The organism is Labrys sp. KB_33_2 (assembly GCF_052114505.1).
Lineage (GTDB): Bacteria > Pseudomonadota > Alphaproteobacteria > Rhizobiales > Labraceae > Labrys.
In genome coordinates, this window is the sequence record NZ_JBFREW010000003.1 from 53,888 (window position 1) to 79,015 (window position 25,128).

22 protein-coding genes and 1 pseudogene are annotated in these 25,128 nt (G+C 63.9%); 18 read left to right on the forward strand and 5 right to left on the reverse strand.

Annotation, left to right across the window (positions count from 1 at the left end):
* Nucleotides 1-87: 87 nt before the first annotated feature.
* The 5 genes and pseudogenes from AB4037_RS05815 to AB4037_RS05835 all read left to right on the forward strand — a co-directional run bounded on the left by AB4037_RS05815 (nucleotide 88) and on the right by AB4037_RS05835 (nucleotide 5,559).
* Nucleotides 88-737: pseudogene (locus tag AB4037_RS05815) on the forward strand (hydroxypyruvate isomerase family protein).
* A 179-nt stretch (nucleotides 738-916) separates the two neighbouring features.
* Nucleotides 917-1,684, forward strand: a complete 768-nt coding sequence (locus tag AB4037_RS05820) for a 2-hydroxy-3-oxopropionate reductase (RefSeq protein WP_441771183.1) — start codon at nucleotides 917-919, stop codon at nucleotides 1,682-1,684.
* Nucleotides 1,685-1,716: 32 nt separating this feature from the next.
* On the forward strand, nucleotides 1,717-2,991 hold the full coding sequence (locus AB4037_RS05825) for a glycerate kinase type-2 family protein (protein ID WP_441770858.1): 1,275 nt from the start codon (nucleotides 1,717-1,719) through the stop codon (nucleotides 2,989-2,991).
* Nucleotides 2,991-4,241 (forward strand): allantoate amidohydrolase, encoded by a 1,251-nt coding sequence (locus AB4037_RS05830; RefSeq protein WP_441770859.1) that lies wholly within the window; start codon nucleotides 2,991-2,993, stop codon nucleotides 4,239-4,241. Before AB4037_RS05825 ends, AB4037_RS05830 begins: the two co-directional genes overlap by 1 nt.
* A 94-nt stretch (nucleotides 4,242-4,335) precedes the next feature.
* Nucleotides 4,336-5,559: a M20/M25/M40 family metallo-hydrolase gene (locus AB4037_RS05835; RefSeq protein WP_441770860.1), complete on the forward strand. Its 1,224-nt coding sequence runs from the start codon at nucleotides 4,336-4,338 to the stop codon at nucleotides 5,557-5,559.
* A 663-nt stretch (nucleotides 5,560-6,222) separates the two neighbouring features.
* Here AB4037_RS05835 and AB4037_RS05840 read toward each other — a convergent pair.
* Nucleotides 6,223-7,494: a urate hydroxylase PuuD gene (locus tag AB4037_RS05840; protein ID WP_441770861.1), complete on the reverse strand. Its 1,272-nt coding sequence runs from the start codon at nucleotides 7,492-7,494 to the stop codon at nucleotides 6,223-6,225.
* 234 nt (nucleotides 7,495-7,728) lie between these two features.
* Between AB4037_RS05840 and AB4037_RS05845 the strand changes: the two genes are divergently transcribed.
* The 4 genes from AB4037_RS05845 to puuE all read left to right on the forward strand — a co-directional run bounded on the left by AB4037_RS05845 (nucleotide 7,729) and on the right by puuE (nucleotide 10,832).
* The gene (locus AB4037_RS05845) at nucleotides 7,729-7,878 is read left to right on the forward strand and encodes a hypothetical protein (protein ID WP_441770862.1); all 150 of its coding nucleotides are present in this window, start codon (nucleotides 7,729-7,731) and stop codon (nucleotides 7,876-7,878) included.
* Nucleotides 7,871-8,824, forward strand: a complete 954-nt coding sequence (locus AB4037_RS05850; RefSeq protein WP_434958763.1) for a LysR substrate-binding domain-containing protein — start codon at nucleotides 7,871-7,873, stop codon at nucleotides 8,822-8,824. Before AB4037_RS05845 ends, AB4037_RS05850 begins: the two co-directional genes overlap by 8 nt.
* Nucleotides 8,825-9,044: 220 nt before the next feature.
* Nucleotides 9,045-9,398 carry a hydroxyisourate hydrolase gene (gene uraH / locus AB4037_RS05855; RefSeq protein ID WP_434958762.1) on the forward strand — a complete coding sequence of 118 codons (354 nt, stop codon included), beginning with the start codon at nucleotides 9,045-9,047 and terminating at the stop codon, nucleotides 9,396-9,398.
* Between the two features lie 3 nt (nucleotides 9,399-9,401).
* Nucleotides 9,402-10,832: an allantoinase PuuE gene (puuE, locus tag AB4037_RS05860; protein ID WP_441770863.1), complete on the forward strand. Its 1,431-nt coding sequence runs from the start codon at nucleotides 9,402-9,404 to the stop codon at nucleotides 10,830-10,832.
* 353 nt (nucleotides 10,833-11,185) lie between these two features.
* Here the strand turns inward: puuE and AB4037_RS05865 are convergent, their stop codons facing one another.
* On the reverse strand, nucleotides 11,186-12,247 hold the full coding sequence (locus AB4037_RS05865) for an AI-2E family transporter (protein WP_434958760.1): 1,062 nt from the start codon (nucleotides 12,245-12,247) through the stop codon (nucleotides 11,186-11,188).
* A gap of 11 nt (nucleotides 12,248-12,258) precedes the next feature.
* Here AB4037_RS05865 and AB4037_RS05870 point away from each other — a divergent pair, with 11 nt between their 5' ends.
* The 5 genes from AB4037_RS05870 to AB4037_RS05890 all read left to right on the forward strand — a co-directional run bounded on the left by AB4037_RS05870 (nucleotide 12,259) and on the right by AB4037_RS05890 (nucleotide 16,674).
* A complete protein-coding gene (locus AB4037_RS05870) occupies nucleotides 12,259-12,396 on the forward strand; it encodes a hypothetical protein (RefSeq protein WP_441770864.1) in 138 nt (45 codons plus the stop codon).
* A gap of 96 nt (nucleotides 12,397-12,492) precedes the next feature.
* Complete coding sequence (locus tag AB4037_RS05875; protein ID WP_441770865.1) at nucleotides 12,493-12,969, forward strand: DUF992 domain-containing protein; 477 nt, start codon at nucleotides 12,493-12,495, stop codon at nucleotides 12,967-12,969.
* A 437-nt stretch (nucleotides 12,970-13,406) separates the two neighbouring features.
* Complete coding sequence (gene glgX, locus AB4037_RS05880; RefSeq protein ID WP_441770866.1) at nucleotides 13,407-15,524, forward strand: glycogen debranching protein GlgX; 2,118 nt, start codon at nucleotides 13,407-13,409, stop codon at nucleotides 15,522-15,524.
* A gap of 133 nt (nucleotides 15,525-15,657) precedes the next feature.
* Nucleotides 15,658-16,035 (forward strand): response regulator, encoded by a 378-nt coding sequence (locus tag AB4037_RS05885; protein WP_434958756.1) that lies wholly within the window; start codon nucleotides 15,658-15,660, stop codon nucleotides 16,033-16,035.
* Nucleotides 16,036-16,185: 150 nt separating this feature from the next.
* Nucleotides 16,186-16,674 (forward strand): response regulator, encoded by a 489-nt coding sequence (locus AB4037_RS05890; RefSeq protein ID WP_441770867.1) that lies wholly within the window; start codon nucleotides 16,186-16,188, stop codon nucleotides 16,672-16,674.
* 9 nt (nucleotides 16,675-16,683) lie between these two features.
* Here AB4037_RS05890 and AB4037_RS05895 read toward each other — a convergent pair whose 3' ends face one another.
* Nucleotides 16,684-17,913, reverse strand: a complete 1,230-nt coding sequence (locus AB4037_RS05895) for an MFS transporter (RefSeq protein WP_441770868.1) — start codon at nucleotides 17,911-17,913, stop codon at nucleotides 16,684-16,686.
* 150 nt (nucleotides 17,914-18,063) lie between these two features.
* Nucleotides 18,064-18,855: a response regulator gene (locus AB4037_RS05900; protein ID WP_441770869.1), complete on the reverse strand. Its 792-nt coding sequence runs from the start codon at nucleotides 18,853-18,855 to the stop codon at nucleotides 18,064-18,066.
* 389 nt (nucleotides 18,856-19,244) lie between these two features.
* On the opposite strand from AB4037_RS05900, the gene AB4037_RS05905 reads away from it, so the two are divergent.
* Genes AB4037_RS05905 through AB4037_RS05915 form a run of 3 tightly spaced genes read left to right on the forward strand, consistent with a single transcriptional unit; the run spans nucleotide 19,245 to nucleotide 21,710 of the window.
* On the forward strand, nucleotides 19,245-19,466 hold the full coding sequence (locus AB4037_RS05905; protein WP_441770870.1) for a NepR family anti-sigma factor: 222 nt from the start codon (nucleotides 19,245-19,247) through the stop codon (nucleotides 19,464-19,466).
* Complete coding sequence (locus AB4037_RS05910; protein WP_441770871.1) at nucleotides 19,453-20,010, forward strand: sigma-70 family RNA polymerase sigma factor; 558 nt, start codon at nucleotides 19,453-19,455, stop codon at nucleotides 20,008-20,010. Before AB4037_RS05905 ends, AB4037_RS05910 begins: the two co-directional genes overlap by 14 nt.
* A gap of 32 nt (nucleotides 20,011-20,042) precedes the next feature.
* The gene (locus AB4037_RS05915; RefSeq protein ID WP_441770872.1) at nucleotides 20,043-21,710 is read left to right on the forward strand and encodes a histidine kinase dimerization/phosphoacceptor domain -containing protein; all 1,668 of its coding nucleotides are present in this window, start codon (nucleotides 20,043-20,045) and stop codon (nucleotides 21,708-21,710) included.
* A 500-nt stretch (nucleotides 21,711-22,210) separates the two neighbouring features.
* On the opposite strand, the gene AB4037_RS05920 is transcribed toward AB4037_RS05915, so the two are convergent.
* On the reverse strand, nucleotides 22,211-24,196 hold the full coding sequence (locus AB4037_RS05920; RefSeq protein ID WP_441770873.1) for a response regulator: 1,986 nt from the start codon (nucleotides 24,194-24,196) through the stop codon (nucleotides 22,211-22,213).
* Between the two features lie 644 nt (nucleotides 24,197-24,840).
* Between AB4037_RS05920 and AB4037_RS05925 the strand changes: the two genes are divergently transcribed.
* Nucleotides 24,841-25,119 (forward strand): DUF2934 domain-containing protein, encoded by a 279-nt coding sequence (locus AB4037_RS05925; RefSeq protein ID WP_434958748.1) that lies wholly within the window; start codon nucleotides 24,841-24,843, stop codon nucleotides 25,117-25,119.
* Nucleotides 25,120-25,128 lie beyond the last annotated feature (9 nt).

A 25,128-nucleotide genomic window follows, 5' to 3' on the forward strand; every position in this document is an offset into this window, starting at 1 on the left:
GTTCTCCGACGGTCGAGCCATCACCCCACCCCGACGCTACGCGTCGACCCTCCCCCTCGAGGGGAGGGTAAGTCACCGGGAACCGCCATGCCTAAATTTGCCGCCAATCTGACCATGCTGTTCAATGAAGTGCCGTTCATGGAGCGCTTCGCGGCAGCCGCCCGCAACGGCTTTGCGGGCGTGGAATATCTGTTCCCCTATCCCTTCCCGGCGTCCGATCTGGCTGCCGCCCTGAGGCGCTGGACTGCAAGCTGGTCAACTGCCTGGCCGGCATCGCGCCTGCCTCCGTCGATGCGGGGCAGGCAAGGGCCACCTTCGTCGAAAACATCGGCTACGCCGCAAGCGAGTTGAAGAAGGCCGGCATCCGCCTGGTGATCGAGGCGATCAACACGCGCGACATTCCCGGCTTCTACCTGACCAACACCCGCCAGGCGGCCGAGATCATTGCCGAGGTGGGCTCGGACAATGTCGGGCTGCAATACGACATCTACCACATGCAGATCATGGAAGGGGATCTGGCCCGCACCATCGAAAAGCACCTGCCTGAGATCTGGCACGTGCAACTGGCCGACAATCCCGGCCGCAACGAACCGGGCACCGGCGAGATCAACTACCCCTTCCTCTACCAATGGCTCGACCAGCACGGCTACGCCGGCTGGATCGGCTGCGAATACAAGCCCAAGGGCGAGACCGAAGCGGGCCTGGGCTGGTTCAAGGCGGCGGGCGCCGCTCGCTGAACCTATCGAGGCACTTGCCTTCTCCCCCTGCGGGAGAAGGTCCCGGCAGGGGGATGAGGGGTCTTGCGATCCCATGCCGGTGCGGTGGTTCACCCCTTATCCGCCCCTATCGGGGCACTTTCTCCCTCAGAGGGAGAAGGCGACTGGCTGGCGCTTGCGCCTAAGGAACAAGGATCTTCATCATGAATATCGGCTTTGTCGGACTTGGCATCATGGGCGCCCCGATGGCGGGGCACCTGATTGCGGCCGGCCACACCCTCTTCCTCAACACGCTCGGCAATGTGCCCGAGGACCTGATCAAGGCCGGCGGCAAGGCCGAGCCGAGCGCCGCCGATGTCGCCCGCAAGGCCGACATCATCATCACCATGGTGCCCGACACCCCGGACGTGGAGACGGTGCTGTTCGGCAAGGGCGGCGTCGCCGAAGGCCTCTCCGCCGGCAAGCTCGTCATCGACATGAGCTCGATCTCCCCGGTGGAGACCAAGAAGTTCGCCAAGCGCATCAACGAGCTCGGCGTCGACTATCTCGACGCGCCGGTCTCGGGCGGCGAGGTCGGCGCCAAGGCCGCCTCCCTCACCATCATGGTCGGTGGCCCGGAAGCTGCCTTCGAGCGCGCCAGGCCGCTCTTCGAGAAGATGGGCAAGAACATCACTTTGGTCGGCGGCAATGGCGATGGCCAGACCACCAAGGTCGCCAACCAGATCATCGTCGCCCTCAATATCGAGGCCGTCGGCGAGGCCCTGCTGTTCGCTTCGCGCGCCGGTGCCGACCCGGCCAAGGTGCGCCAGGCCCTGATGGGCGGTTTTGCCGCCTCGCGTATCCTGGAAGTGCATGGCGAGCGCATGGTCAAGCGCACCTTCGATCCGGGCTTCCGCATCGCCCTGCACCAGAAGGATCTCAATCTCGCCTTGACCACGGCCCGCCAGCTCGGAGACGCTTCCGTCTGATCACAAAACGCTTTGGCACAGAAAGGTTCGCCATGCCTGAACGGGCATTGTTGACATCGATGTTCGAGGCGGCAGTGGCTGCGGCGACACCTTCTGCCTGCATGCCGGCCTTCCTGCCGCGGCCGCCGAAGGGGCGGACCATCGTGGTCGGGGCCGGCAAGGCCGCTGCCGCCATGGCCAAGGCGCTGGAAGAGTCATGGCCCGGCCCGCTCGAGGGCCTGGTAGTGACGCGTTACGGCCATGCCGTGCCGTGTCAGCGTATCGCGGTGATCGAAGCCGCCCATCCCGTGCCGGACCTCAACGGCGTCAGGGCGGCGGCACGCATGCTCGCCCTGGTGGAAGGGGCTGGCGAGGACGATCTCGTCATCGCGCTGATCTCCGGCGGCGGCTCGGCCCTGCTCAGCCTGCCGGCGGAAGGATTGCTGCTTTCCGACAAGCAGGCGATCAACAAGGCGTTGCTCAAATCGGGCGCGCCGATCGACGAGACGAACTGCGTGCGCAAGCATCTGTCCGCCATCAAGGGCGGGCGGCTGGCCGCCGCCGCCTTCCCGGCGCGTGTCGTCAGCCTGGTGATCTCGGACGTGCCGGGCGACGATCTCGCCGCCATCGCCTCCGGCCCCACCGTGGCCGATCCCACCACCTTTGCCGACGCCAGGGCCATCCTTGCCCGCTACGGCATCGATGGGCCAGCACCGGTGATCGCTCATCTCGAAGCGGCCCAGGAGGAGACACCCAAGCCCGGCGATCGGCGCCTCGCACGCGGCGAGATCCATCTGATCGCCTCGCCGCAGCAATCGCTGCTGACAGCGGCCGCGGTTGCCCGCAAGGCTGGCATCACCCCGATCATTCTGGGCGATTCCCTGGAGGGGGAAGCCCGCGACGTCGGCATCGTCATGGCCGGTATCGCCCGCCAGGTCGCCCAGCACGGCCAGCCCGCAGCCGCACCCTGCGTGCTGATCTCCGGCGGCGAGACCACGGTTACCGTGCGCGGCAAGGGGCGGGGTGGGCGCAATGTCGAATATCTGCTCTCGCTTGCGATCAAGCTCGGCGGACAACGTGGCATCCATGCCCTGGCCGGTGATACAGACGGTGTCGACGGCGCCGAGGAAGTGGCCGGTGCGATGATCGATCCGACAAGTCTTGCACGCGCACGCGCCGCCGGGCTTGATCCGATCGCCAGCCTCGACAACAACGATGCTCATACCCTGTTTCAGGCCCTTGGCGACCAGATCGTCACCGGTCCGACCTTGACCAACGTCAATGATTTCAGGGCTGTGCTGATACTGCCCGAAGGAATGAAGCTGTGATGAGATTAGCCCTCGCAACATCAGCCATCCCCAGTGGTGTCCGTGCCATGGCCCGGCTCGATGAGTTGGCAATCTGCTCCGCCGACGAGGGAGCTCTGACCCGGCTCTATCTCACGCCTGAGCATGCCGCGGCCATCGCGCTGGTGAAGGGCTGGATGGAAGAGGCCGGCATGTCGACGGAGCTCAATGCGGCCGCGACGCTGATCGGCCACTATCCCGGCGCCACGCCCGATGCGCCCGTGCTCATCCTGGGTTCCCACATCGATACCGTGCGCAATGCGGGGCGCTATGACGGCAATCTGGGCGTGATCGTCGCCATCGAGGCGGTGGCGGCGCTGCATCGCGCCGGCGAGAAGCTGCCCGTCGCCATCGACGTCGTCGCCTTCGGCGACGAGGAGGGTGTGCGCTTCCCGGTGACGCTGACGGGATCGCGCTCGCTCGCCGGCACCTTTCTATCCGGCAATCTCGACGCCACCGACAAGGCCGGCACCAGTCTACGCCAGGCCCTGATCGATTTCGGCTGCGATCCCGACGCCGTGTCCCGCCTCGGCCGCGATCCCCGCCGCACGCTGGGCTATGTCGAGGTCCATATCGAACAGGGGCCGGTGCTGGAGGCGGAGGATCTGCCCGTCGGTGTCGTCACGGCCATCAATGGCGCCAGCCGCTTCAAGGTCGAACTCACTGGCAAGGCCGGCCATGCCGGCACGGTGCCGATGGGGCTGCGCCTCGATGCCGGCGCGGCTGCGGCCGAGATGATCCTGGCGACCGAGCTGATCACCACCACCTCGGGTGATCTCGTTGCCACGGTCGGCGCCTGCGAATTCCGCCCCGGCGCGGTCAACGTCATCCCCGGCAGTGCGCATTTTTCGGTCGATATCCGCAGCCCCGACGACAACATCCGCAACGCCGCCGTCACCGAGCTGACGGCCCGGTTCGAGGCGATCGCGGCCCGTCGCGGCGTCGCCTTCGCCATCCAGAAGACCTATGACGAGCCCGCGGCCCGTTGTGATGACGGCCTGATCGAGACCTTCGAGGCGGCGGTGGCCGCGACCGGCCTCAAGCCCCTGCGGCTATCGAGCGGCGCTGGCCATGACGGCCTCGCCATGATCAGCCTGTGCCCGATCGCCATGCTGTTCCTGCGCTGCAAAGGTGGTGTCAGCCACAACCCGGCCGAAGCCGTCCTCACCGAGGACGTCGGCGCTGCCCTGGAGGTGCTGATCGACTTCCTCAAGCGCCTGCCCGCCTCCTAACTCTTTACCCTCCCCTGGAGGGGGAGGGTAAAGCAACCGAACCTTCGAGGCCGATCTGGAATTGGCCCATCCACCCCATCTGAACGAGACCATAATGAGCATCAAGGACACTATCCGCACCTATCTGGAAAGCGAGCGTGAGCGGCAGACCGAATTCCTCGCCGAACTCGTGCGCACCCCGTCCGACAATCCGGTCGGTGATTGCGCCGCCCATGCCGAGAAGGCCGCGCGCCTGCTCGAGGGCCTCGGTTTCACCGTCGAGCGCCATGTCGTGCCCGAGGCGCTGGTGCGCCAGCATGGCATGATCTCGGCCACCAATCTGATCGTGCGCAAGCGCTTCGGGGACGGGCCCGTCATCGCCCTCAACGCCCATGGCGACGTGGTGCCGCCCGGCGAGGGCTGGACGCGCGACCCCTATGGCGCCGAGATCGTCGATGGCTGGATGGTGGGTCGCGGCGTCGCCGTGTCGAAGTCCGACTTCGCCACCTATGCCTTCGCCCTGCTCGCTCTGGAAAAGGTCGGCCGCGAGCTCAAGGGCACCATCGAACTCCATCTCACCTATGACGAGGAAGCCGGCGGCGAGATCGGCCCGGGCTGGCTGCTGTCGGAAGGCCTGACCAAGCCGGATCTGGCGCTCGGGGCCGGCTTCTCCTACGCCGTCGTCAATGCCCATAATGGCTGCCTGCATCTCGAAGTCGAGGTGAACGGGCGCTCGGCCCACGCCGCCAAGCCCTGGACAGGCGTGGACGCGCTCGAAGCCGCCACCAATATCCTCGGCGCCCTCTATACGTGGCGCGCCTCGCTGGCCCAGCGTGTTTCGGCGGTGCCAGGCATCGGCGCCCCGCAGCTCACCATCGGCCTCATCCATGGCGGCATCAACACCAATGTCGTGCCCGACCGGGTGACTTTCCGCCTCGACCGGCGCATGGTGCCGGAAGAAAAGGGCGGGGACGTCGAGGCTGAATTGCGCAAGGTGATCGAAGGCGCGGCCCAGGCGAGCTCTGCTGCACGCGTCGAGGTCCGCCGCATCCTGCTGGCCGAGCCGCTGACGCCGCTGCCGGGCTCAGAACAGCTCTCCGAAGCGCTGACCCGCGAGGCAAGCCGCGTGATGGGTGTGCCTGTCACCACCAATGGCGTGCCGCTCTATACCGATGCCCGCCACTATGCCGCCAAGGGCATTCCGATCGTGCTCTACGGTGCAGGTCCCCGCACCATCGAGGAGGCCAACGCCCACCGCGCCGATGAGCGGCTCTATTTGCCCGACCTCTACAAGGCGACCGAGGTCGTGGCCGCTGCGCTGGCAGATCTGCTCTCCTGATTCAGCGCAGGCGAGGGAAAGGTCACCGTGCCCGCACGCCTGCCTTCACTCGTTGGACCCGATTTGCCGAAGGGCCTTCCCCGCAAGGGGGAGGCCCTTTGTTTAGAGAGGCCCTTTTCGAGCGCCGGCGATCCCTGTCTCGACCGGCCGTCGCGCCCGGCCGTGCCCGTCGCTTCTGCCGGCGGGACCGGGACGGGTGGCATCGTTTCGGGCTGCACATCGGTGTTTGCACACGGTCGCCAAACGGACGGTTGGGGAGGGTGGGCAATGCGATATCCGCCGAGCGCTGGCGCGACGGTGACGCGATCTCGTTGCATGCGGCGACCGTTCGATGCAGCGTCGCCGGGACGCTGTGATCGGTTGTTTTGGTCGCGATGCCTGCATGCGGCAGCACGCAGCCGAGGCAGGACGTCGTCTCCCTTCTTATTGAGTCCGGCAATTTTATCGCGCGCGATACCATCGCTCGGCAAGGAGAGATGGCAGGCCACTTGCAATGTCGGGCGTGATGCTTGTTCGTCCTGGCGTCAATGGCCCGCCTCCTCACGCAACAGCGGAGCGGCATGCCGACAGGACCTGCCTGGCCCGTCACGCAAAAAAGGCCCCGCGAACGGGGCCTTGCACGATGGTTCTGGGAAGGGAGGAGGGATTGGTGCCGGCCCGGCCTCAGCGGCCGGCGAGCTGAACGGCTGGCTTGGCTTGCGCCGCGGCCTTCTCACGCCTGAGCACCCAGTCGCGCACCACACGGCGTTCTTCCGGGGTCATCTCGGTGACGTTGTTCGGCGGCATCGCATGCGTCATCACCGACTGCACGAACACTTCATGCTCGTTGCGGGCGATGTTGGTAGGCGAGTCGAGGAGCACGCCCTTGGGCGGCATGTTGATGCCCTGATAGACCGGCGTCTCGGCATGGCACATGGAGCAGCGGCTGGTGATGATGTCGTGCACCGCCGCCGGAACGGTGGCGGCGAGGACGGTTTCGGTTGCCGCCGGCGCCTCGATGGCGCCGAGGTCGAAGGCATCGCGGAAGGCCGGCGAGCGGAAGGCGCTGATCCAGATGGCGCCGAAGATCAGGATGGCCGCAAGCGCCCAGGTCCACCACTTGTCGCCGCGTCCGGCATGGCGTTCGTTGTAGAACACCCGGATCAGCGCGCCGGCGACCAGGATCAGGCCGACAACCAGGAAGGCGAAGGGACTGGAATAGGTCAGCGGATAGTGGTTGGACAGCATCAGGAACAGCACGGGCAGCGTCAGATAGTTGTTGTGCGCGGAGCGCTGCTTGGCTGCCTTGCCGAGCGCCGGATCGGGCACCTGCCCGGCCTTGAGCGCGGCGATCACCTTGTGCTGGTTGGGGATGATGATGAAGAACACATTGGCCGACATCATCGTCGCCATCAGCGCGCCAGTGTGGATGAAGGCGCCGCGGGCCGAGAACATCTGCTGGAAGAACCAGGCCATGAACACCACGAAGACCAGGCCGATGCCGGCCAGCAGCGTCTCGTTCTTGCCGATCGGGGATTTGCACAGGAAGTCATAGACCAGCCAGCCGGCGGCCAGACCGCCAATGCCGACCACCAGGGCCACGGCCGGCGACAGCACCCGGACGCTGGGATCGATCAGGAGCAGGCTCGACTGGGCGTAATAGACCCACAGCAACAGGCAAAAGCCGGTCAACCAGGTCGAATAGGACTGCCATTTGTGCCAGGTGAGGTGCTCGGGCAGGAAGTCCGGCGCCACCAGATATTTCTGCACCTGATAGAAGCCGCCGCCATGGACTTCCCAGGCTTCGCCGCCCTGCCCCGCGGGGATCTTCGGGGTGGGACGCATGCTCGCGTCCAGATGCATGAAGTAGAACGAGGAGCCGATCCAGGCGATTCCGGTGATGACATGTGCCCAACGCAACATCAGACTGCCCCATTCGTACAGGGTCATCAGCATTGATTATTTCCTCCCATTTCCGTCGTAGTCCGCAAAGCCGTCCTTTACTACGGGCTTACGGGCTGCATGATTGTTCCCCACAGTCACGGCAACAAATGCCGCCCTGTGGAGCTGACAGGCAAGAATCTCGCCAGTTTGATGACCTTCGACCCTCATTCAGATCGTCGAATGGGTTCGAAGGTGGATAGTCGATCCAGGCCAAAGATATTGGCCGCAAGCAGAACGAGGTGAAGCATGATCAAGCAGAAGCGAGGTTTTGGCCGGCGCTCCGGGTGTGCCGGTCAACCGATGACAATTGCTCCCGGTGACCTTCGTTTCATCCCGTCGAAGCTGGTCGAAACCACAGCCGACGATCTGCCTTACGGAACCGCCCGCCATGCTTGAAAATTTCCGTTCCTTTGCCCGTGCCGTCGAAGCCGGCAGCTTCTCCGAAGCCGGCCGACGCATGCGCGTTTCCGCCAATGTGATCAGCCAGCGTATCCAGGCGCTGGAAAACCACCTCGGCTGCCGGCTGTTCAATCGCACCACCCGCAATATGGGCCTGACCGAACAAGGCCGGATCTTCTACGACCACGTCATCGATGCCCTGCACACCATCGAAATGGCCGAGGCCAATATTGGCGAGCTCGGTGCCATGCCGCTCGGTTCGATCCGGGTCGCCGCGCCGCTCGGCCTCGGCCGGCGTCTTGTCGGCCCGACCGCAGCGGCCTATCGCGATGCCCACCCGCAGATCGACGTGCAGTTGCGCCTGTCCGAGCGCCGCCTCGACATCATCGCCGAATCCTGCGACCTCGCGCTGCAATTCGTCACCTATGCGGACAGTTCGATGATCATGCGCAAGATCGCCGACGCCGAGCGTGTCCTGTGTGCCTCCCCCACGTATATCGAACGCACCGGCATGCCGATGACGCCAGCCGATCTGGCGCGCCACCAATGCCTGCTGCTGCGCTTTCCCGGTTCGCGCGAGTTCCGCTGGTCTCTCAGCCAGGACGGGGATGAGATCAGCGTTCCGATCAAGGGCTCGCTCGATGCCGATGACGGCGATGTGCTCACCGCCTGGGCGCTCGACGGGCGCGGCATCGTGCTCAAGCCGGTCTACGAAATTGCCGATGCGCTTGCCCAAGGTCGTCTTGTTCCCGTTCTGACCGCCAATCCGCCACCGCCTGCCACGCTGGCCGTGCTCTATCCGACGCGAAATCTCGTACCGCTCAAGGTGAAGGCTTTTGCCGACCTGTTGGTCGAGCGGGGCCGACGCTATCTCGCGACCGAACTCGCCCGACTGGGTCCCCTGCCGTCAGGCCTGTCATCCTTGCAGGAGAATGAAGCCTGACACGCTCCATCAAGCCTGAGGATGGCCTGCAGCAGAAGAGTATTCTTTACCGAAACATCTTCACAAAATATTTGGAAATGCCGGGCCGCAAATTCGTTATCGTCTGGGGTGCGGCTTGAATGGCCGTGCCAGATTTCCGGAAGCAAAAACATTTCACGATCCGGGTGGATCGCAAGGGCGCGCTCCAAGCCGCTCAGGGACAGGATTGGGTGAGGACGATATGGGAAGGCTCTCCACGCATGTGCTCGACGTCAGCCGGGGCAAGCCCGCGCAGGGCGTGACCATCGAACTCCAGCGTCTGGATGCATCGGGCGGGCGCGTCACCGTGACCACGACGACGACGAACCAGGACGGCCGCACCGATCAGCCCCTGATGGTGGGCGATGCCTTTGTGCCCGGCGTCTATGAACTGGTTTTCCATATCGGCGCTTATTTTCGTGGTCTCAGTGCCATCGGTGCCGGCGAATTTCTCGATGTCGTGCCCCTGCGCGTAACGCTGGCCGACAAGGACGGACACTATCACGTGCCGCTGGTCTGCTCGCCCTTCAGCTATTCCACCTATCGGGGTTCGTGAGCGATGAGCGAGACGTCACAAGCGCCCTATGATCGCGATCTCATCGGCTATGCCGGCAAGCCGCCGCAGGCGGCCTGGCCCGGCAAGGCGCGGGTCTGCCTGCAATTCGTGGTGAATTACGAGGAAGGCGGCGAGAACTGCATCCTGCATGGCGATGCGGCCTCGGAAGCCTTCCTGTCCGAGATCGTCGGCGCCCAGCCTTGGCAGGGCCAGCGCCACATGAACATGGAATCCATCTACGAATATGGTTCGCGCGTCGGTTTCTGGCGCCTGCACCGGATGTTTACCGAGCGCCGGATCCCTGTCACCGTCTTCGGTATCGCCACAGCCATGCAGCGCAATCCCGGGGCCGTGGCCGCCATGGCCGAGGCCGGCTGGGAAATCGCCAGCCATGGCCTGAAATGGATCGATTATCGCGACTACACCAAGGAAGGCGAGCGCGAGCATATCGAGGAAGCCATCCGCATCCATGCCGAACTCACCGGTTCCAGGCCGCTCGGCTTCTATCAGGGCCGCACCTCAGCCCGGACGCTGGAACTGACCATGGAGGAAGGTGGCTTCCTTTACTCGGCCGATTCCTATGCCGACGAACTGCCCTATTGGGTCGAGGGGCCCCGCGGTCCCCAGCTGATCGTGCCCTATACGCTCGATGCCAATGACATGCGCTTCGCCACGCCCCAGGGCTTCAACAGCGGCGATCAGTTCTTCGCCTATCTCAAGGACAGCTTCGACACGCTCTATGCCGAAGGCGGCGAGCAGCCGGCGATGATGTCGATCGGCCTGCATTGCCGCCTGGTCGGCCGGCCCGGCCGCGCCGCCGCGCTTGCCCGCTTCCTCGATTATGCCCGCGGCCATGCCGATGTCTGGTTCGCCACCCGCCTCGACATCGCACGCCATTGGATCCGCCAGCACCCGCCGGAAGGCGGCTATGTGCCGACGCGCATCAACCGGGCTCTGTTCGTCGAGCGTTTCGGCGGCGTGTTCGAGCACTCGCCCTGGGTGGCTGAGGGCGTCTATGACAAGGGGCTGACGCCGGCCGAGGATACGGCCGAAGGCCTGCATGCGGCCATGACGAAGGTGCTGAACGTAGCTTCCGACGAGGCCAAGCTCGCCTTGATCATGGCGCATCCCGATCTGGCCGGAAAACTCGCCCAGGCCAAGATGCTGACCGCCGAATCCTCCGCCGAACAGGCCTCTGCTGGCCTCGACCGCCTCACGCCGGAGGAACTCAAGCGGTTCACCGAGCTCAACGACGCCTACAAGGCCCGGTTCGGCTTCCTGTTCATCATGGCGATCAAGGGCCGCTCGAAGGCCGAGATCATCGCCGCCTTCGAGCGGCGCCTGCAGCATGACCGGGCCCAGGAATTCGCCGAGGCCCTCAAGCAGATCGGCGAGATCGCCCGCCTCAGGCTGAAGGACATGCTGCCCGGCTGAGCGGCGGCAAGGGGAAGGGTAGCGCGCCGACCGCAAGATGGTTGCACCGTCGTCGTGGCGACTCACCCCTTCGAGGTCGCGTCGCCCCTCACCCGTACCCTCTCCCCGCGAAAAGCGGGGCGAGGAGGACTTCGACCGAGCGCCTCATGCCGGAAACGCGCGATCTCGCCTGACCGTGGGGAGAGATGAAAGACAACAGGACCATTCGCGACGACTGCGCTCCCTCGCCCCGCCTGTTGCGGGTGTCGTCCACTCCATTTGGAGTGGACTGGGGTAAGGGTGAGGGGTGGCGCCACCGTGAGCGGTGAGCCATGGTCACCGCACTTCCTTCAACCTCGCTTCGCGAGACAACTTCAGGCTTCCAGGAAACGGCCGATATTGTTGAGGGGGCCGACCCCGTCGCAGATGATCTTGAGGATGGCGAGCATCGGAACCGCCAGGATGGCGCCCGGCGCGCCCCACAGCCAGAACCAGAAGATCAAGGCGAGGATGATCAGCACCGGGTTAAGCGTGAAGCGCCTGGCCAGCAGCATCGGCGTGACGATCTCGCCCTCGATCAGATGGATCACCAGATAGAGCCCGGCCGGCAGGAAGGCCGCCAGCATCGTGTCGAACTGCAGCAGGCCGGCAAAGGCGAACAGGGCGACCCCGAAGAAGGGCCCTATGATCGGCACGAAATTGAGGGCGAAGGCGACGACTCCCCACAGGATCGGATCGCCGAGCCCGGTGGCCCACATGGTCAGGCCGGTGGCCAGCCCCACCAATCCGTTCATCACGGTGATCGTGGCCAGATAGATCGAGATGTTTTCCTCGATCTGCTGCGACAGCGTGACGACCTGCCGCTTGTCGCTGAAGCGGGGCAGGATTTCGACCATCCTGCGCAGGAAGGTGTCCCCCGATACCAGCAGGAAGTACAGGATCAGGATCGTTTCGAAGAAACCGCTGGCGAAATGCTGCGTGCCCCGGAAGGCCGCACCGAGAATGTCGACATTGGCGCCCCCACCGGCGCCGATCTGCTGCATGAAGCTCTGGAAGGTCTGGATCGGTCGACTGAGGACGGACAGGCGCTCCTGCAGTCGCGGCAGGGCTTCCGGCAGGCGGGTTGCCCATTCGGTGGCCGGCCCCGCGACGGCGGCCCCCAGCCCTACGAACAGGCCGAAGAAGACGAAGATCATCAGGAGGGCCGCGATGCTGCGCGGCAGGCGAAGCCGCTCAAGCTGGCGCATGACTGGTTGAAACAGCAGTTTCAGCACGAAAGCAAGCACCAGCGGCAGGATGATGTCGGCAGCGACATAGGCGATCGCCAGGCTCGCCAGGACCAGCAGGCAGGCCTGGATGATGGTTCGGGGATCAAGAGGAAGGCGTGCCTCCTCCAGTTCGCCTTTGATGTCCGTCTGGGCGGTGGGTGTGTTCACTGGAATAGGTGTTGTCTGATCTTGCATGCAAGGCCCTGCTGGTGGTCCGAGGCTGCCGCATCGAGGCATTGGAATGCCCGAGCCCGATCTGCAGCGTAACGTCCAACGTGGTTGGCGGCATCAGAGTTCCGGTCGATCCGGATGTGTGATGCCGCAATCGCACGCAGGACCATCGCGGAACCATCCATGACACGGATGGTTAGCATCCGTGAATGCTTCGGCAATCATCGACGAAAGGATGTTCCATGCGTGGTTCCACTGTCGTGGCTGGTACAGCTTTGGCGATTGCACTCGCCTGTGGGGGTACGGCTTCCGCCGCCTCCAGTGTCCGGCTCGGCGTCTTGCGCTGCAATGTCGCCGGCGGGCTCGGGTTGATCGTGACGTCCTCCAAGGAAATGAGCTGCGTCTTCAGATCCAATCGGGGCTATTCGGAACGTTATTACGGCACGATCCGAAAATTCGGCCTCGACATCGGCCGCACCCAGCGTGGCGTGTTGGTCTGGGGCGTGTTCGCGCCCGGTCAGGGCCGCATGCGTGGTGCGCTTGCCGGCAATTATGGCGGTGTCGGTGCATCGGCGACGCTCGGGGTCGGCGGCGGGGCCAATGCACTCGTCGGTGGATCGGGACGTTCGATCACCCTGCAGCCATTTTCGGCCCAGGCCCAGACCGGCATTGGTTTGGCCGCGGGCGTTGCCGCACTCGATCTGCGGGCTTTCCGCTGAAGCCGATCGAAGAGCGCCAGGGCCGTCACGAATCCAGCGTCGCGACGGCCGCGGCGCTTTCCGGACCTTATGCGTTTCATGTGAAACCGGATCTGCGACGATGCCCGGGGAGTGGGGTGGTCTCATAGTCTGGTGTCAAAACGTAAAGTTAGGTATTCTGGTATTTAAAATTGAATATATGTGACAATAATATCAGAGCAATATCACTCGGTTTTAAAGTAAGGACATTGCGTACTTTCATGTACATGCGGTTGCGAAAAAATATCTTAAACGAAAGAGGTCTTATCCAAATAGCATTGCCTGTCTGCCGTTTCGCGATGGGGTGCAAATGCTTGCATCTGCCCATGTTGCAGTGCAATGTGTGACGGTGATGCGTTGCATCTCCCGCTGCTCGATGCGCGGGTGGCTCGCAGGACGACCGAACGGGAGACGACGGTATGACCCAGTTCTTCGGCACGAGGGTGCGTGAGGGACATCCCCATCCGCGCGGCGCGATCTGGGACGGGGCCGGTACCAATTTTGCGCTGTTTTCGGCGCATGCCAGCAAGGTCGAGGTCTGCCTGTTCGACTCGAGCGGCGAGCAGGAACTTGAACGCATCGAACTGCCTGAGTTCACCGACGAGATCTGGCATGGGTATCTGCCCGATGTCAGCCCCGGCACGCTCTATGGCTATCGTGTGCACGGCCCTTACGAGCCGAAGGCCGGTCACCGCTTCAATCCCAACAAGCTCCTGCTCGATCCCTATGCACGCGCCCATGTCGGCGCGCTGAAATGGGATCCGGCCTTGTTCGGCTATACGCTCGGCGAGGGCGATCTCAGCTTCGACACGCGCGACAGCGCCCCCTTCATGCCACGCTGCATGGTGGTCGATGCGCGCTTCGACTGGCCGGGCAATCGCTCGCTTGTGCCCTGGGACCAGACCATCATCTACGAGACCCATGTAAAGGGGTTCACCAAGCGCCATCCCGGGATCGCGCCGGCCCTGCAGGGCACTTATGCGGGCCTCGCCTCGATCCAGTCCCTCGAGCATATCCGCTCGCTTGGCGTCACCACGGTCGAACTCCTGCCGGTGCATACCTTCGTCGACGACGACCAGTTGCTCCAGCGCGGCCTCAGGAACTACTGGGGCTATAATTCCATCGGCTTCTTCGCACCCGATCCGCGCTATGCCGCCGATCCCCCGGGCGTGCTGGCCGAATTCAAGCAAATGGTGGCGCGCTGCCACGATGCAGGCCTCGAGGTCATCCTCGACGTCGTCTACAACCACACGGCGGAGGGCAACGAACTCGGCCCGACCCTGTCGTTCAAGGGCATCGACAACGCCTCCTATTATCGGCTGATGCCCAACGAGCCGCGCTACTACATCAACGACACCGGCACCGGAAACACCCTCAATGTCAGCCATCCGCGCGTGATCCAGATGGTGACGGACAGCCTGCGCTACTGGGTGAACGAGATGCATGTCGACGGCTTCCGCTTCGACCTCGGTACCGTGCTGGCCCGCGATGTCGACGGCTTCAATCCCGACAGCGGCTTCCTCAAGGCGGTCAGCCAGGATCCCGTGCTGGAGAACGTCAAGCTGATCGCCGAGCCCTGGGATGTCGGGCTCGGTGGCTATCAGGTCGGCGGCTTCACACCCGGCTGGGCCGAGTGGAACGACGTCTATCGCGATACCGTGCGTGACTTCTGGCGGGGCGAGGCCCGGCCTGCAGCCCTGGCGCCCCGCCTGTGCGGCTCACCGGACAAGTTCGACCATCGTGGCCGCAAGTCTTGGGCCTCCGTCAACTTCGTCACCGCCCATGACGGTTTCACGCTGCGCGACCTGGTTTCCTATAATGACCGCCATAACGAAGCCAATGGCGAGGACAATCGGGACGGCAGCTCCAACAACCGCTCCTGGAATTGCGGCGCCGAAGGGTCAAGCGACGACATAGCCGTCAAGGATCTGCGCGAACGCCAGATGCGCAATTTCCTGGCGCTGCTGCTGCTCTCGCAGGGGACGCCGATGATCGTGGCCGGCGACGAGTTCGGGCGCAGCCAGCAGGGCAACAACAATGCCTATTGCCAGGACAACGAGATCAGCTGGCTTGATTGGCAGGCAGCGCAAGAGGGCAAGGCGCTCACCGATTTCGTCCGCAGGCTGACGGTTCTCCGGCGCAAATATCCGATCCTGCGGCGATCGCGTTTTCTGATCGGCGAGCGCATCAACGAGGCGATCGACGTGCGCGAGGCGACCTGGATCCATCGCAGCGGCGAGGAAATGACGAGGCCGCGTTGGGACGATGCCGATGAACCCTCCTGCTTCGGCCTGTTGCTGGACGGCCGGGCCCAGGCCAGCGGCATCCGCAAGCGTGGAGCGGACGCCACACTGCTCGTCCTGCTCAATGCCCATCACGAGACGCTGAACTTCACCTTGCCGCCCTGCTATGACGGTTCGGCGTGGAAACGCCTGATCGCCACCGATGATCCGGATCTACCTGAAACGAACATCGCCGTCGGTCAGGCCTATGCGCTCTCCAGTCGTTCCCTGGTTCTGTTCGAGCGGGTCGATTGAACCGGCCCTGTTTTCCCGTCGGATAGGCTATAGTGCCGTGAGTGCCCGAAGCGCCCATTTCAGCAGCTAGTGATTCTCCGTTCCGGAAGCGGTTTTCCGGCAGCAATCCCGATTTGAGTTCGAGATCCGAAGCATGGCCGACCACGACAAGAGAACCATTCTCGTCGTCGAAGACGAGGCAGTCATTCAGTTGCTCGTCGTCGATATCCTGAACGATCTCGGCTTCGCCACGCTTGAGGCCAAGGATGCCGATTCGGCCATTTCCCTTCTGAAGAGTGCTGATAGCATCGATCTGCTGATTACGGATATCGGGCTGCCGGGCATGAATGGCTGGGATCTGGCTCGGCTGGCACGCCAGGCCACGCCGGCCCTGAAGGTGCTCTTCCTCACCGGTTACGAGGCTGCCGAGCGCCAGGATCTCGAAATGGATGAAGGGCAGGACGTCATCGTCAAGCCCTTCGAGACCGGTGAATTCGAGGCCAAGGTCCGGTCGATGCTGCCCGCAGGCTGAGCCGGAACAAAGGCGAGCTTCGGGCGTTCGTTCCCCAGAGCAGCATATTGAAGCGACGACGCGGCCTTGTTCCAACCCGTTGTTTCAACACGCCTTTGCGATGCCAACCCATCGCAGGACGTCCTGACGGAGCCTGAGGGGACAAGAGTCGTGAAACAGCAAGCCTTCGCCGAACCGGCAATGCACAACGCACCGGAACACCATGCCGGCCCACGCAAGCCGGCGCATGGCAGCCCCGGTGCCGCACCAGGACGTGACGATATCGCTAGCTCCCCTCCGGTAACAGTGGTGCTGGTCGACGATGACAAGGATGTCAGGCTGATCACGGCCGATCTGCTCGAAGATGCCGGCTTCAGGGTTTTGCAGGCGGCGCGCGCCGAGGCGGCGCTCGACATCCTGGCCTCGAACGGGGATGCCCGGGTGCTGATCACCGATGTTCGCATGCCCGGGCCGATGAGTGGCTATGACCTCGCCTTGAAGGCCAGGGAGCGCTGGCCCACGCTGGAAATCATGTTCGTCTCCGGCTTTGGCTTGCCGGAGCGCCGCCGGCTCTATTTCGACTGCCTTCTCGTCAGCAAACCCTTCAATCCCGACGACTTCGTCAACAAGGTGCGCGGTCTGGCGGATCGGGCAGGCTGAACCGCCCGCTCAGGCCATGTCGGGCAGGGCTCGCAGTCTCGGCACGCGGGAAAGCAGGATCACCAGGAGCTGCACCAGGAAGCCGATAGCCGCCGCACCCAGGCAGGCCGCCGCGCCGGCGTGAGAGGCGATGAAGGCGCCCGCCGCCGCTCCGACTGGCCTCGCGCCGAAGGTTGCGGTCATGACCAGCGCCGAGACGCGTCCGAGCATGGCGTTGGGTGTAACCGCCTGCCGGAGGGTGGTGGTGGTGATCGTCCACAGGATCGGTCCGGCACCGAACAGGAAATAGCTGAATCCGGCTATGATCGGGGAGGGGAACCATACGGTCCCCAGCATGAGGAGCGCGGCGCAGAAGCCGCCAAGCGGCCCGAGCACGATCATGGTGCCGAACGAGACGCGCCGCGCCAGCATCGGTGCGGCGCTGGCACCGGCAATCATGCCTGCGCCGTAGATGCCGAGGGTGATGCCGACTTCAAAGGCCGTCATCCCGAGGACTTGCACGGCATAGGCGACATAGATGGCCTGGATGCAGAACCAGCCGATGTTGAAGAAGACGGCGGTGAGGAGGATGGGCCTGAGCAGGTCGTGGCTGGTGACGAAGACGGCGCCCTCCTTCAAATCGTGCAGGAGCCTGCGGCCGGTATGAGCCGCCATGTCTTCCTTCGGCAGGCCGGCAAGTAGGACCACCGCCCAGATCGAGAGGATGGTGGAGAGGACATAGGCGACCGGTGCGCCGATCCAGCCGACGAGGGCGCCGCCCAGGGCCGGGCCGCCGGCATAGGCGGCACTGCGCGCCAATTCCAGCCAGCGATTGGCGTCGGCAAGCTGGGCGCGTGGCACCAGCGTAGGAATCAGAGCCGGCGCAGCCACGCTGTAGCACACGGTGCCGATGGCACCGGCGCAGCCGAGCAAGGCCAGCAAGAGCAGATTCATCTGGCCGAGGCCGAGCAGCAGGATGGTGAGCGCGAGGGAGAGCGCCCGCAGCGCTTCCGATGCCACCATCAGTCCTCGCCGCGAAGCGCGATCGGCGACCAGACCGGCCGGGATGGAGAGCAGGAGAAAAGGCAGGGTCTGTGCGGTCTGCAGCCAGCCCGTCTCGGCGGGGCCGGCGGCAAACAGGATCACGGCCGCCAGGGGAGCGGCGGCGAGGGCGATCTGTTCGGAGAGCTGGGCAAGAAGATTCGACCAGCCGATGCGCCGGAAGGCCGGCGGCAGGCGGTCGGGGTGGAACGTCCTCATGACAATCCTCGGCAAGAAAGGGCTGCCGGGACAAAAGCCGATGGCGCGAGTGCCAGCCACCCGTTTCCTGTGCCTGCCGTGGAGGCGGAGCTTATCGGGCTCTCAGGACGAGATTCGCCTGGACGGCACGCATCAGTGCTGTCGTGGTCTTCAGGCTGGGCGCAGACTGGCCCGCTTGTCGAAGAACAGCGCCTGGCTAATGGTGGCCTTCACGATTTCAGGCCGGAAGGGTTTGGTGATCAGGAAGGCCGGTTCAGGCTGCTGGCCGGTCAGCAGCCTTTCAGGATAGGCGGTGATGAAGATCACCGGCAGTTCCACGCTCGCCAAAATCTCGTTCACGGCCTTCAGGCCGGAACTGCCGTCGGCGAGCTGGATGTCGGCGAGGATCAGGCCTGGCGGATGCTCCCTCACCCGGGCGAGCGCCTGGGCATGGGTGCGTGCGATGCCGACGACACGATGTCCGAGTTCCTCCACGATCGATTGCAGATCGAGCGCAATGATCGGCTCGTCTTCGATGATCAGGATCTCGGTGGCAATCTGGCGAGCGACGTCCTCGGTGGCCTCGGTCACCAGGGCGATGACTTCCTTTTCGTCGATGCGCATGATGGTGGCGGCCTCTTCCGAGGCAAAGCCTTCCATCGTGGTCAGCAGGAACGCCTGGCGCGAGCGCGGTGCCAGGCGCTCAAGGCGCTGTTCCGGCGAGATGCCCTCGACCTGCTTGGCAGGCTCCATGTTCAGAGACAGGGAGGACCACAATCTCAGGAACACCTGATAGAGCGCGATGCGCGGCGGCAGGGCGCGCGGAAAGGACGCTGGGTCGGCAACCAAGGCCTCCAGCGTCTCGACCACATAGGCGTCGCCGCTGGCCTGGCTGCCGCTCAGAGCCCGGGAAAAACGCCTCAGATAAGGCAGTTGCGGCGCGATCTCGGCTGCGATCGACATTGTGTTTGCTCTAACTCTTTGTTTCGACGCGTCTTTGCGATTCTAGGTGATTCCGTCCCATCGCAAAACGCTTTGATCGGTCGCTCATGCGGCCCGGAAGAGCACCACAGACGAATAGTTCCTGACAATGAATTTATTTCTTCGACAGGATGGAACGTATCCGAAGGGGGATGCGTTTCGCCGATTGGCATTGCATGATCTCTTCACCCAAGACAGGCCTTCTCGCCTGCTCAGGTCGAATTTACCGGCGAAGCCCGTGGTTGGGCCTCGCCGGGAAATTCTGCAAATGTTTGGTATCTTGCAGGTTCCCCTCCATCGGACCCATGGCGATCCGTGAGGAACCTGCTTGGGAGCGATGGTGGTGCCGGTGCCGTTTCACGGGAGTAGTGATGTCGAGGAATAAGAAGCCAGACGAGGATCTGCCCACTCAGAGCCCCCCGGGTGACGGCAAGCTCGATCCACAGATCCGCGACTATGTCGCTCGCTCCCTCCAGGCCCATTACGAATCGATCGTCCGGGCCCCCGTGCCTGACAGGTTTTTGACACTCCTGGCCGAGCTCGAAGAGCAGGAGAAGAAGGCCGGGGAGGGCAAGGACGATGAGCGGCGATAGCTTCAAGGACGGGCTCGTCGCACATATTCCCAGTTTGCGTGCCTTTGCCGCGTCTCTGTCGGGCTCGATCACCCTGGCGGACGATCTGGTGCAGGATACGCTGCTGAAGGCCTGGGCCAATGCCGACAAGTTCGAGCCAGGCACCAATATGCGGGCCTGGTTGTTCACGATTCTGCGCAACATCTACTACTCGCTCTACCGCAAGCGTTCGCGCGAGGTGCAGGACAGCGATGGGATCTATGCCGAACGTCTAGCCGTTCACGCCGACCAGGAAGGGCATCTGGCGATCGCCGATTTCACGGCGGCCCTCGCCAAGCTGCCCGAGGAGCAGCGTGAGGCCCTGATCATGGTGGGTGCCTCGGGCATCTCCTATGAGGAGGCGGCGGAGATCTGCGGCGTCGCCCTCGGTACCATCAAGAGCCGCGTCAACCGGGCGAGATCGCGGCTGACCGAGATGCTCTCGACCAATGATGCGGACGATACGGGGCCGGATGCCAAGATGCTGGCCGCCCTGCGGGTCGGTGGACGCGAGCCTCCCTCGTGACGGCCCGCTTTCGCCATACCTTTAATAAGGTCTTGGCCTTCGATACGGTCCAGGCCAAGCTTCTGACCTTCTTCCTGTTGGTCGCCATACCGGTCGGCGCCATCACCAGCATCATAGCGGTGGTGACCTATCGCGACAACGTCAAGACGATCGAGACGTCCCAGGCGCAGACCGTCGGCAATTTCGTCGTCCGCATGGGCATCTGGTATGTCGGCGTGCTCCGGGGACTGATGATCTCGGCCGCCGAGGTTACGACGGGCGCCTCCTGCGAGGCGGTCGGCAAGGCCAATGTGGGGCAGCTCGACGGCTACCAGGCCCTGCTGATCCAGGGTGACGGCGGCCCGACCTGCCTGTTTTCCGACATATCCGGCCTGGACCAGGCCGCTCTCGCCGCCGAACTGGCGGCGCAGGCCGCCAAGCCGGTGATCCAGCCCCGCGCCGTGCTTTCGTCGGTGACCAGCCGTTACGATTCGATTGTGCTCGCGGGCGAGCGCCGGCTCGTCGTCTATGCCAGGCGCGAAGGCAAGCCGGATGCGCCGGGCTGGCAGGCGCTGCTGGTGATCGCCCCGCAGGCCCTCGATCGTGTCTTCAATCTCGGCGAGGGCGATCGCGATTTCGTCGCTGCCCTGATCACCGCGCATGAGGATATCGTGTTCGCTCGGGGGCGCCCAGCCGGCGACAATGGCTGGCTGCCGGGCAAGGGCACCTTTCCCGTCACCCGTCAGCGCTGGGTCGCCGTCAGCGGAGCCGGCCAGACGCGGGTCTATTATGCCATGCCGGCGGCGGCACCCGATCTCTACATCGTCGCCAGCTTCCGCGACATTCATCTGCGGGCGGCGCGTTCGCAATTCCTTTTCCTGCTGCTGGCGCCCCTCGCCGCCCTGCTCTTGCTGCTGGTGGTCTTTGCCCGGGTGATGAAGCGGCATCTGGTGCAATGGCTCAAGGGCATCGAGGCCGCGTCCCGGGCCCGGCGGCATTCCGGCTGGGGGCGCGTACCGCTCAGCGCCCAGATGCCATCGGACATTCGCAATGTGGTCGTCGCCTTCAACGACATGGTGGAGGAGCAGGAAGCCCGCGAGAATCGCCTGCAGACGACGCTTGCGGCCAATCACGCCCTCACCCGAGAGTTGCATCACCGGGTGAAGAACAATCTCCAGGTGATGCAGAGCTATATTGGCCTTTCCAAGAACGCCTATGCCGGCGATGCCCGCATGGCCCTGAGCGAAGCCGAATGCCGGGTTCACGTGCTGTCGGCCGCCTACCGGGGAGCCCTGTCCGAGGGCGAGATGCATCCGGTTGCGATCGAGCCCTTCCTTCGCGACGTCACGCTGGTGATCGGCAGGTTGCTGTGCCACCCCGGACAAGACGTGACTTTACGTGGCCTCACCGAGACGACGCTGCCGGTGGATCGGGCGATCCCCCTCGGCTTACTCGTGGTCGACTATGCCTCCACGATCCTGCATACCGGCTCGGCACTCGTCCTTACCCTCGATATCGAGGATCTCGATGGCGGGCGGTTCGGTTTCGGGTTTTCCGCCGACAGGCCGGTCGAACCACCACAGTCCTCGCGCATCCTGCTGGGCCTCGTGCAGCAGCTCGACGCGGCCGAGACGAAGGACGTCGTCACGCGCGATCTGGGCGCCTGGGAACTGGCCGTCGCAGGCGATGAGGAGAAGCAGATGGGAGGCCGGGCGCCCTGAAATTTTTTACCGGCGCAGCGCCTTCAATCGACGCTTCCGCAGCGGAATAACTCTTGCCAACGGTCGTATAGTGCCTATGTTTTCCAGGAGGGTACCGGCAGGCGGCCGTCGGTTTGGCGATGTTCTCCCGCTGGTGCTGCTCAGGCTAGGTGCCGCCTTATGTCCGGTCCCGGCTGGATTGTTAGGAAATTGTAACTGAACTTTGCGCCCCCTGGCGCGTTAACAATCAAGCATGATCGGACGTTCGGCCGAGTATCAGGGGTATAGAACATGATGAACACTCTGCTTGCGGTTCTTTCGACCTTACTGGCCACGGGGCTTTGCGCCCTCGCGGTAGCGTCGATGCGCCAGCCAGCCCGCGTCAGGGTCGTCGCGCGGCGCAACAGGCGGTTCCCGCCCCGGGACTGAGCCGGTTTCATAGCAAGTAGGACGGAATGGGGGAGGAACGCGGGTTCCTCCCCCATTCCGTTTATTGTGACCGTTCCTGCTGAAAATCCGTCTCATCCGTCGATCGCCGCCCGGATGCGGCGCGAGAGCTGGTCGATCGAATAGGGTTTGTAGAGCGGCCTCGTGTCGAGGCCGGGAATGTCGACCCGGCCATTGTCGTCCGGTGCATAGCCGGTGGTGAACAGCACCTTGATGTCCGGGGAATGGGCTCGGGCGCGGCTGGCGAGCTCGCCGCCGTTCATCCCGGGCATAACGATGTCGGTGAACAGCAAGGTGATCTGGCGGCCGGCTGCGACGAAACCGAGCGCCTCGCTCGGGGATGCGGCTTCGAGAATGGTGTAGCCGAGCCCACTCAGGGCTTCCACTGCCATGGAGCGCACCCTTTCCTCATCTTCCACCACCAGCACAATCTCACCGGGATGGCCATGGAAGGTGGCGGGAAGTCCGTCCCATAGGGGGCGCTGGGCCTCGGCAGCCTCCGACCGCGGCAAATAGAGCCGGATGGTGGTGCCCTGTTCCGGCATGGATGCGATGGTAACGTGACCGCCGGTCTGGCGCACGAAGCCGAAGACCTGGCTGAGGCCCATGCCGGTGCCCTTGCCCACGCCCTTGGTGGTGAAGAAGGGGTCGAAGGCGCGAGCGGCCACTTCATCCGACATGCCGATACCCGTATCCATCACAGCCACACTGAGATAGGGGCCGGATGCGATGCCGAACTCCTCGGCCTGGCTGCGGCCCAGCATGACATTGCTGGTCTCGATGCTGAGTTCGCCCCCGTCGGGCATGGCGTCGCGGGCATTCACCGACATGTTGAGCAGGGCGTTCTCCAGCTGACTCCTGTCGGTCTCCACCGCCCAGCCGTCCGGAGCCAGGATGGTGGTGATGTGGATATGCTCGCCGAGCGTGCGCGACAACAGATCGGTCATGTCGGCGATCATGGCGTTGGGCGACACCGCTTCCACCGTCAGCGGCTGCTGACGGGAGAAGGCGAGCAGGCGCCTGGTCAGCGCAGCGGCACGCTCGGCGCCGTCGAGCGCGCCGTCGATATAGCGCCCCACATTGGTCTGGCCGCGTTCCAGCTTGCGCTTGAGCAAGGTAAGGCCGCCGATGACCACGGCCAGCATATTGTTGAAATCATGGGCGATGCCGCCGGTGAGTTGCCCCAGGGCCTCGACCTTCTGCAACTGATGCAGGCTGTTCTCAGCCGTCGCCCGGGCGGCTATGGCGGCCTGGACGCGCTGCTCCAGCGTCTCGTTGAGTTCGCGAAGCTCGGCCTCTGCCTGTCTCTGCCTGGAAATGTCGGTGTTGGTGCCGAACCAGCGCAGGATGCGGCCGGTATCGTCCTTGACGGGGGCGACGCGGGTGAGGAAGGGTCGGAAGACGCCATCCCTGCCGCGGAGCGGGAAGACCATCTCGAAAGCGCTGCCTTGTTCGAGCGACTCCCGCCAGCCGCCGATGATATCAGGCAGCTTCGCGCGGTCATGTACCGACCGCCAGCCCCATCCCTGCATCTGCTCGAACGAGGATCCCGTATAGTCATACCAGCGCTGATTGTACCAGTAGATGCCGCCATGCGCGGCGGCCATCCAGCACAGGATCGGGATGTTGTCTGCCAGGGTGCGGAAATTGGCCTCGCTCTCGCGCAGGGCCGTTTCGGCCGAGCGGATGCGCAGCAAGGCGCGGACGGAAGCGACGAGCTCGACCGGCTCCCAGGGTTGGGCGAGGCAGGAATCGGCGCCAGCTTCCAGCGCCTGCATGCGATGATCACCCGAAACGAAGGAGGCCGAGGTTTGCAGCACCAGGGTTTCGGGATAATCCCGCTTGATGATGCGGCAAAGATCATAGCCGCTGATGTCCGGCAGCCTCTCTTCGAGAAGCACCAGGGTCGGCCGTCGCTCGCGGACCAGGACGAGAGCATCGAAGCCCGAGCCTGCCTCGACCACCTCGATTTCGCTCGCTCGGCCGAGAGCCTCGGTCTTGGTGCGCCGATCCGCTTCATGATCGTCGAGGTTGAGGACGAGATGGCGTCGAAACTCCATTGTACACCCACCTCGATGACGGCCCTGCCATAGGCGGGCTCCAGTCCGCATCCTAATACCAAGTTCTAAAAATATTGATCCGGGGAGGACATGCTTTACCGGGTGCGACGCCCACAATGGGTCAATATTTTTCAACCTGGGCATACATGGACGCCCACAACGTTTTGCTTGGGAGAACGCCCCGCATGGTGGAAGGTTCCGGCTCGATGCACAGCCGGTCTTCGAACGGTCCGGCGTCCTTGGCGCCCGTCGCCACGGCCCGATACTGCCGTGCCCAAGGGCGTGAAGCTTGACAGATGGGGTCATTCAAAGCGCTTTGAGATGTCGATTTTGGTTGTAATCCGGCGTCCTCACTCTATCTTAAGCATGGTCGTGCGCCCGCCTTCCGAAGATTACTCCGCCAAGGGGGAAGGAAATTGATCGCAGTGGGGAACCGCGGGGATCATGGCGGGTTGAGGTTAGGTACCACAGCGCGATGATTGTCATGCCTGGCTTGTTCCGGGCACCCGGATGACATGCGTTCAAGGTCGTCCGCGGGGACCGGAAGCGGCCGATCGTGGCAGATCCATGTCGAGCCTCATGAAGGCGTGCATGCTCTAGGCCATGGGCGTTCCTTGCCATAACCCAGACCGGGAGAGACATCGATGAGCAATGAGATAGAACAAAAGATCCGCGACAAGGCCCATGAATTGTGGGTTTTGGACGGACAGCCGGAGGGGCGCGAATTGTTCCATTGGGACTTGGCGCGCCAGCTCGTCCTGCAGGAGAATACGGCGGAGTTCACGCTTGTGCCGACGCCGCCCTGCGTCGAGGATTTGATCGACCCTCTGGCCGCACCGGACAATCTGCGTGAGATCCCGGACCTGACCCATCTCGGGGAAGAGGCGGTGGAAGCCGAAGTGCCGCTCAAGAGGATCGCTTGAGCCCGATCG

What these genes read in the sequence shown, in the direction of transcription:
- AB4037_RS05825 (WP_441770858.1), top strand. Translation starts at nt 1,717, where the DNA reads ATGCCTGAACGGGCATTGTTGACATCGATGTTCGAGGCGGCAGTGGCT.
- AB4037_RS05830 (WP_441770859.1), top strand. Translation starts at nt 2,991, where the DNA reads ATGAGATTAGCCCTCGCAACATCAGCCATCCCCAGTGGTGTCCGTGCC.
- AB4037_RS05835 (WP_441770860.1), top strand. Translation starts at nt 4,336, where the DNA reads ATGAGCATCAAGGACACTATCCGCACCTATCTGGAAAGCGAGCGTGAG.
- AB4037_RS05840 (WP_441770861.1), bottom strand. Translation starts at nt 7,494, where the DNA reads ATGCTGATGACCCTGTACGAATGGGGCAGTCTGATGTTGCGTTGGGCA.
- AB4037_RS05845 (WP_441770862.1), top strand. Translation starts at nt 7,729, where the DNA reads ATGATCAAGCAGAAGCGAGGTTTTGGCCGGCGCTCCGGGTGTGCCGGT.
- AB4037_RS05850 (WP_434958763.1), top strand. Translation starts at nt 7,871, where the DNA reads ATGCTTGAAAATTTCCGTTCCTTTGCCCGTGCCGTCGAAGCCGGCAGC.
- uraH (WP_434958762.1), top strand. Translation starts at nt 9,045, where the DNA reads ATGGGAAGGCTCTCCACGCATGTGCTCGACGTCAGCCGGGGCAAGCCC.
- puuE (WP_441770863.1), top strand. Translation starts at nt 9,402, where the DNA reads ATGAGCGAGACGTCACAAGCGCCCTATGATCGCGATCTCATCGGCTAT.
- AB4037_RS05875 (WP_441770865.1), top strand. Translation starts at nt 12,493, where the DNA reads ATGCGTGGTTCCACTGTCGTGGCTGGTACAGCTTTGGCGATTGCACTC.
- glgX (WP_441770866.1), top strand. Translation starts at nt 13,407, where the DNA reads ATGACCCAGTTCTTCGGCACGAGGGTGCGTGAGGGACATCCCCATCCG.
- AB4037_RS05885 (WP_434958756.1), top strand. Translation starts at nt 15,658, where the DNA reads ATGGCCGACCACGACAAGAGAACCATTCTCGTCGTCGAAGACGAGGCA.
- AB4037_RS05895 (WP_441770868.1), bottom strand. Translation starts at nt 17,913, where the DNA reads ATGAGGACGTTCCACCCCGACCGCCTGCCGCCGGCCTTCCGGCGCATC.
- AB4037_RS05900 (WP_441770869.1), bottom strand. Translation starts at nt 18,855, where the DNA reads ATGTCGATCGCAGCCGAGATCGCGCCGCAACTGCCTTATCTGAGGCGT.
- AB4037_RS05905 (WP_441770870.1), top strand. Translation starts at nt 19,245, where the DNA reads ATGTCGAGGAATAAGAAGCCAGACGAGGATCTGCCCACTCAGAGCCCC.
- AB4037_RS05910 (WP_441770871.1), top strand. Translation starts at nt 19,453, where the DNA reads ATGAGCGGCGATAGCTTCAAGGACGGGCTCGTCGCACATATTCCCAGT.
- AB4037_RS05920 (WP_441770873.1), bottom strand. Translation starts at nt 24,196, where the DNA reads ATGGAGTTTCGACGCCATCTCGTCCTCAACCTCGACGATCATGAAGCG.
- AB4037_RS05925 (WP_434958748.1), top strand. Translation starts at nt 24,841, where the DNA reads ATGAGCAATGAGATAGAACAAAAGATCCGCGACAAGGCCCATGAATTG.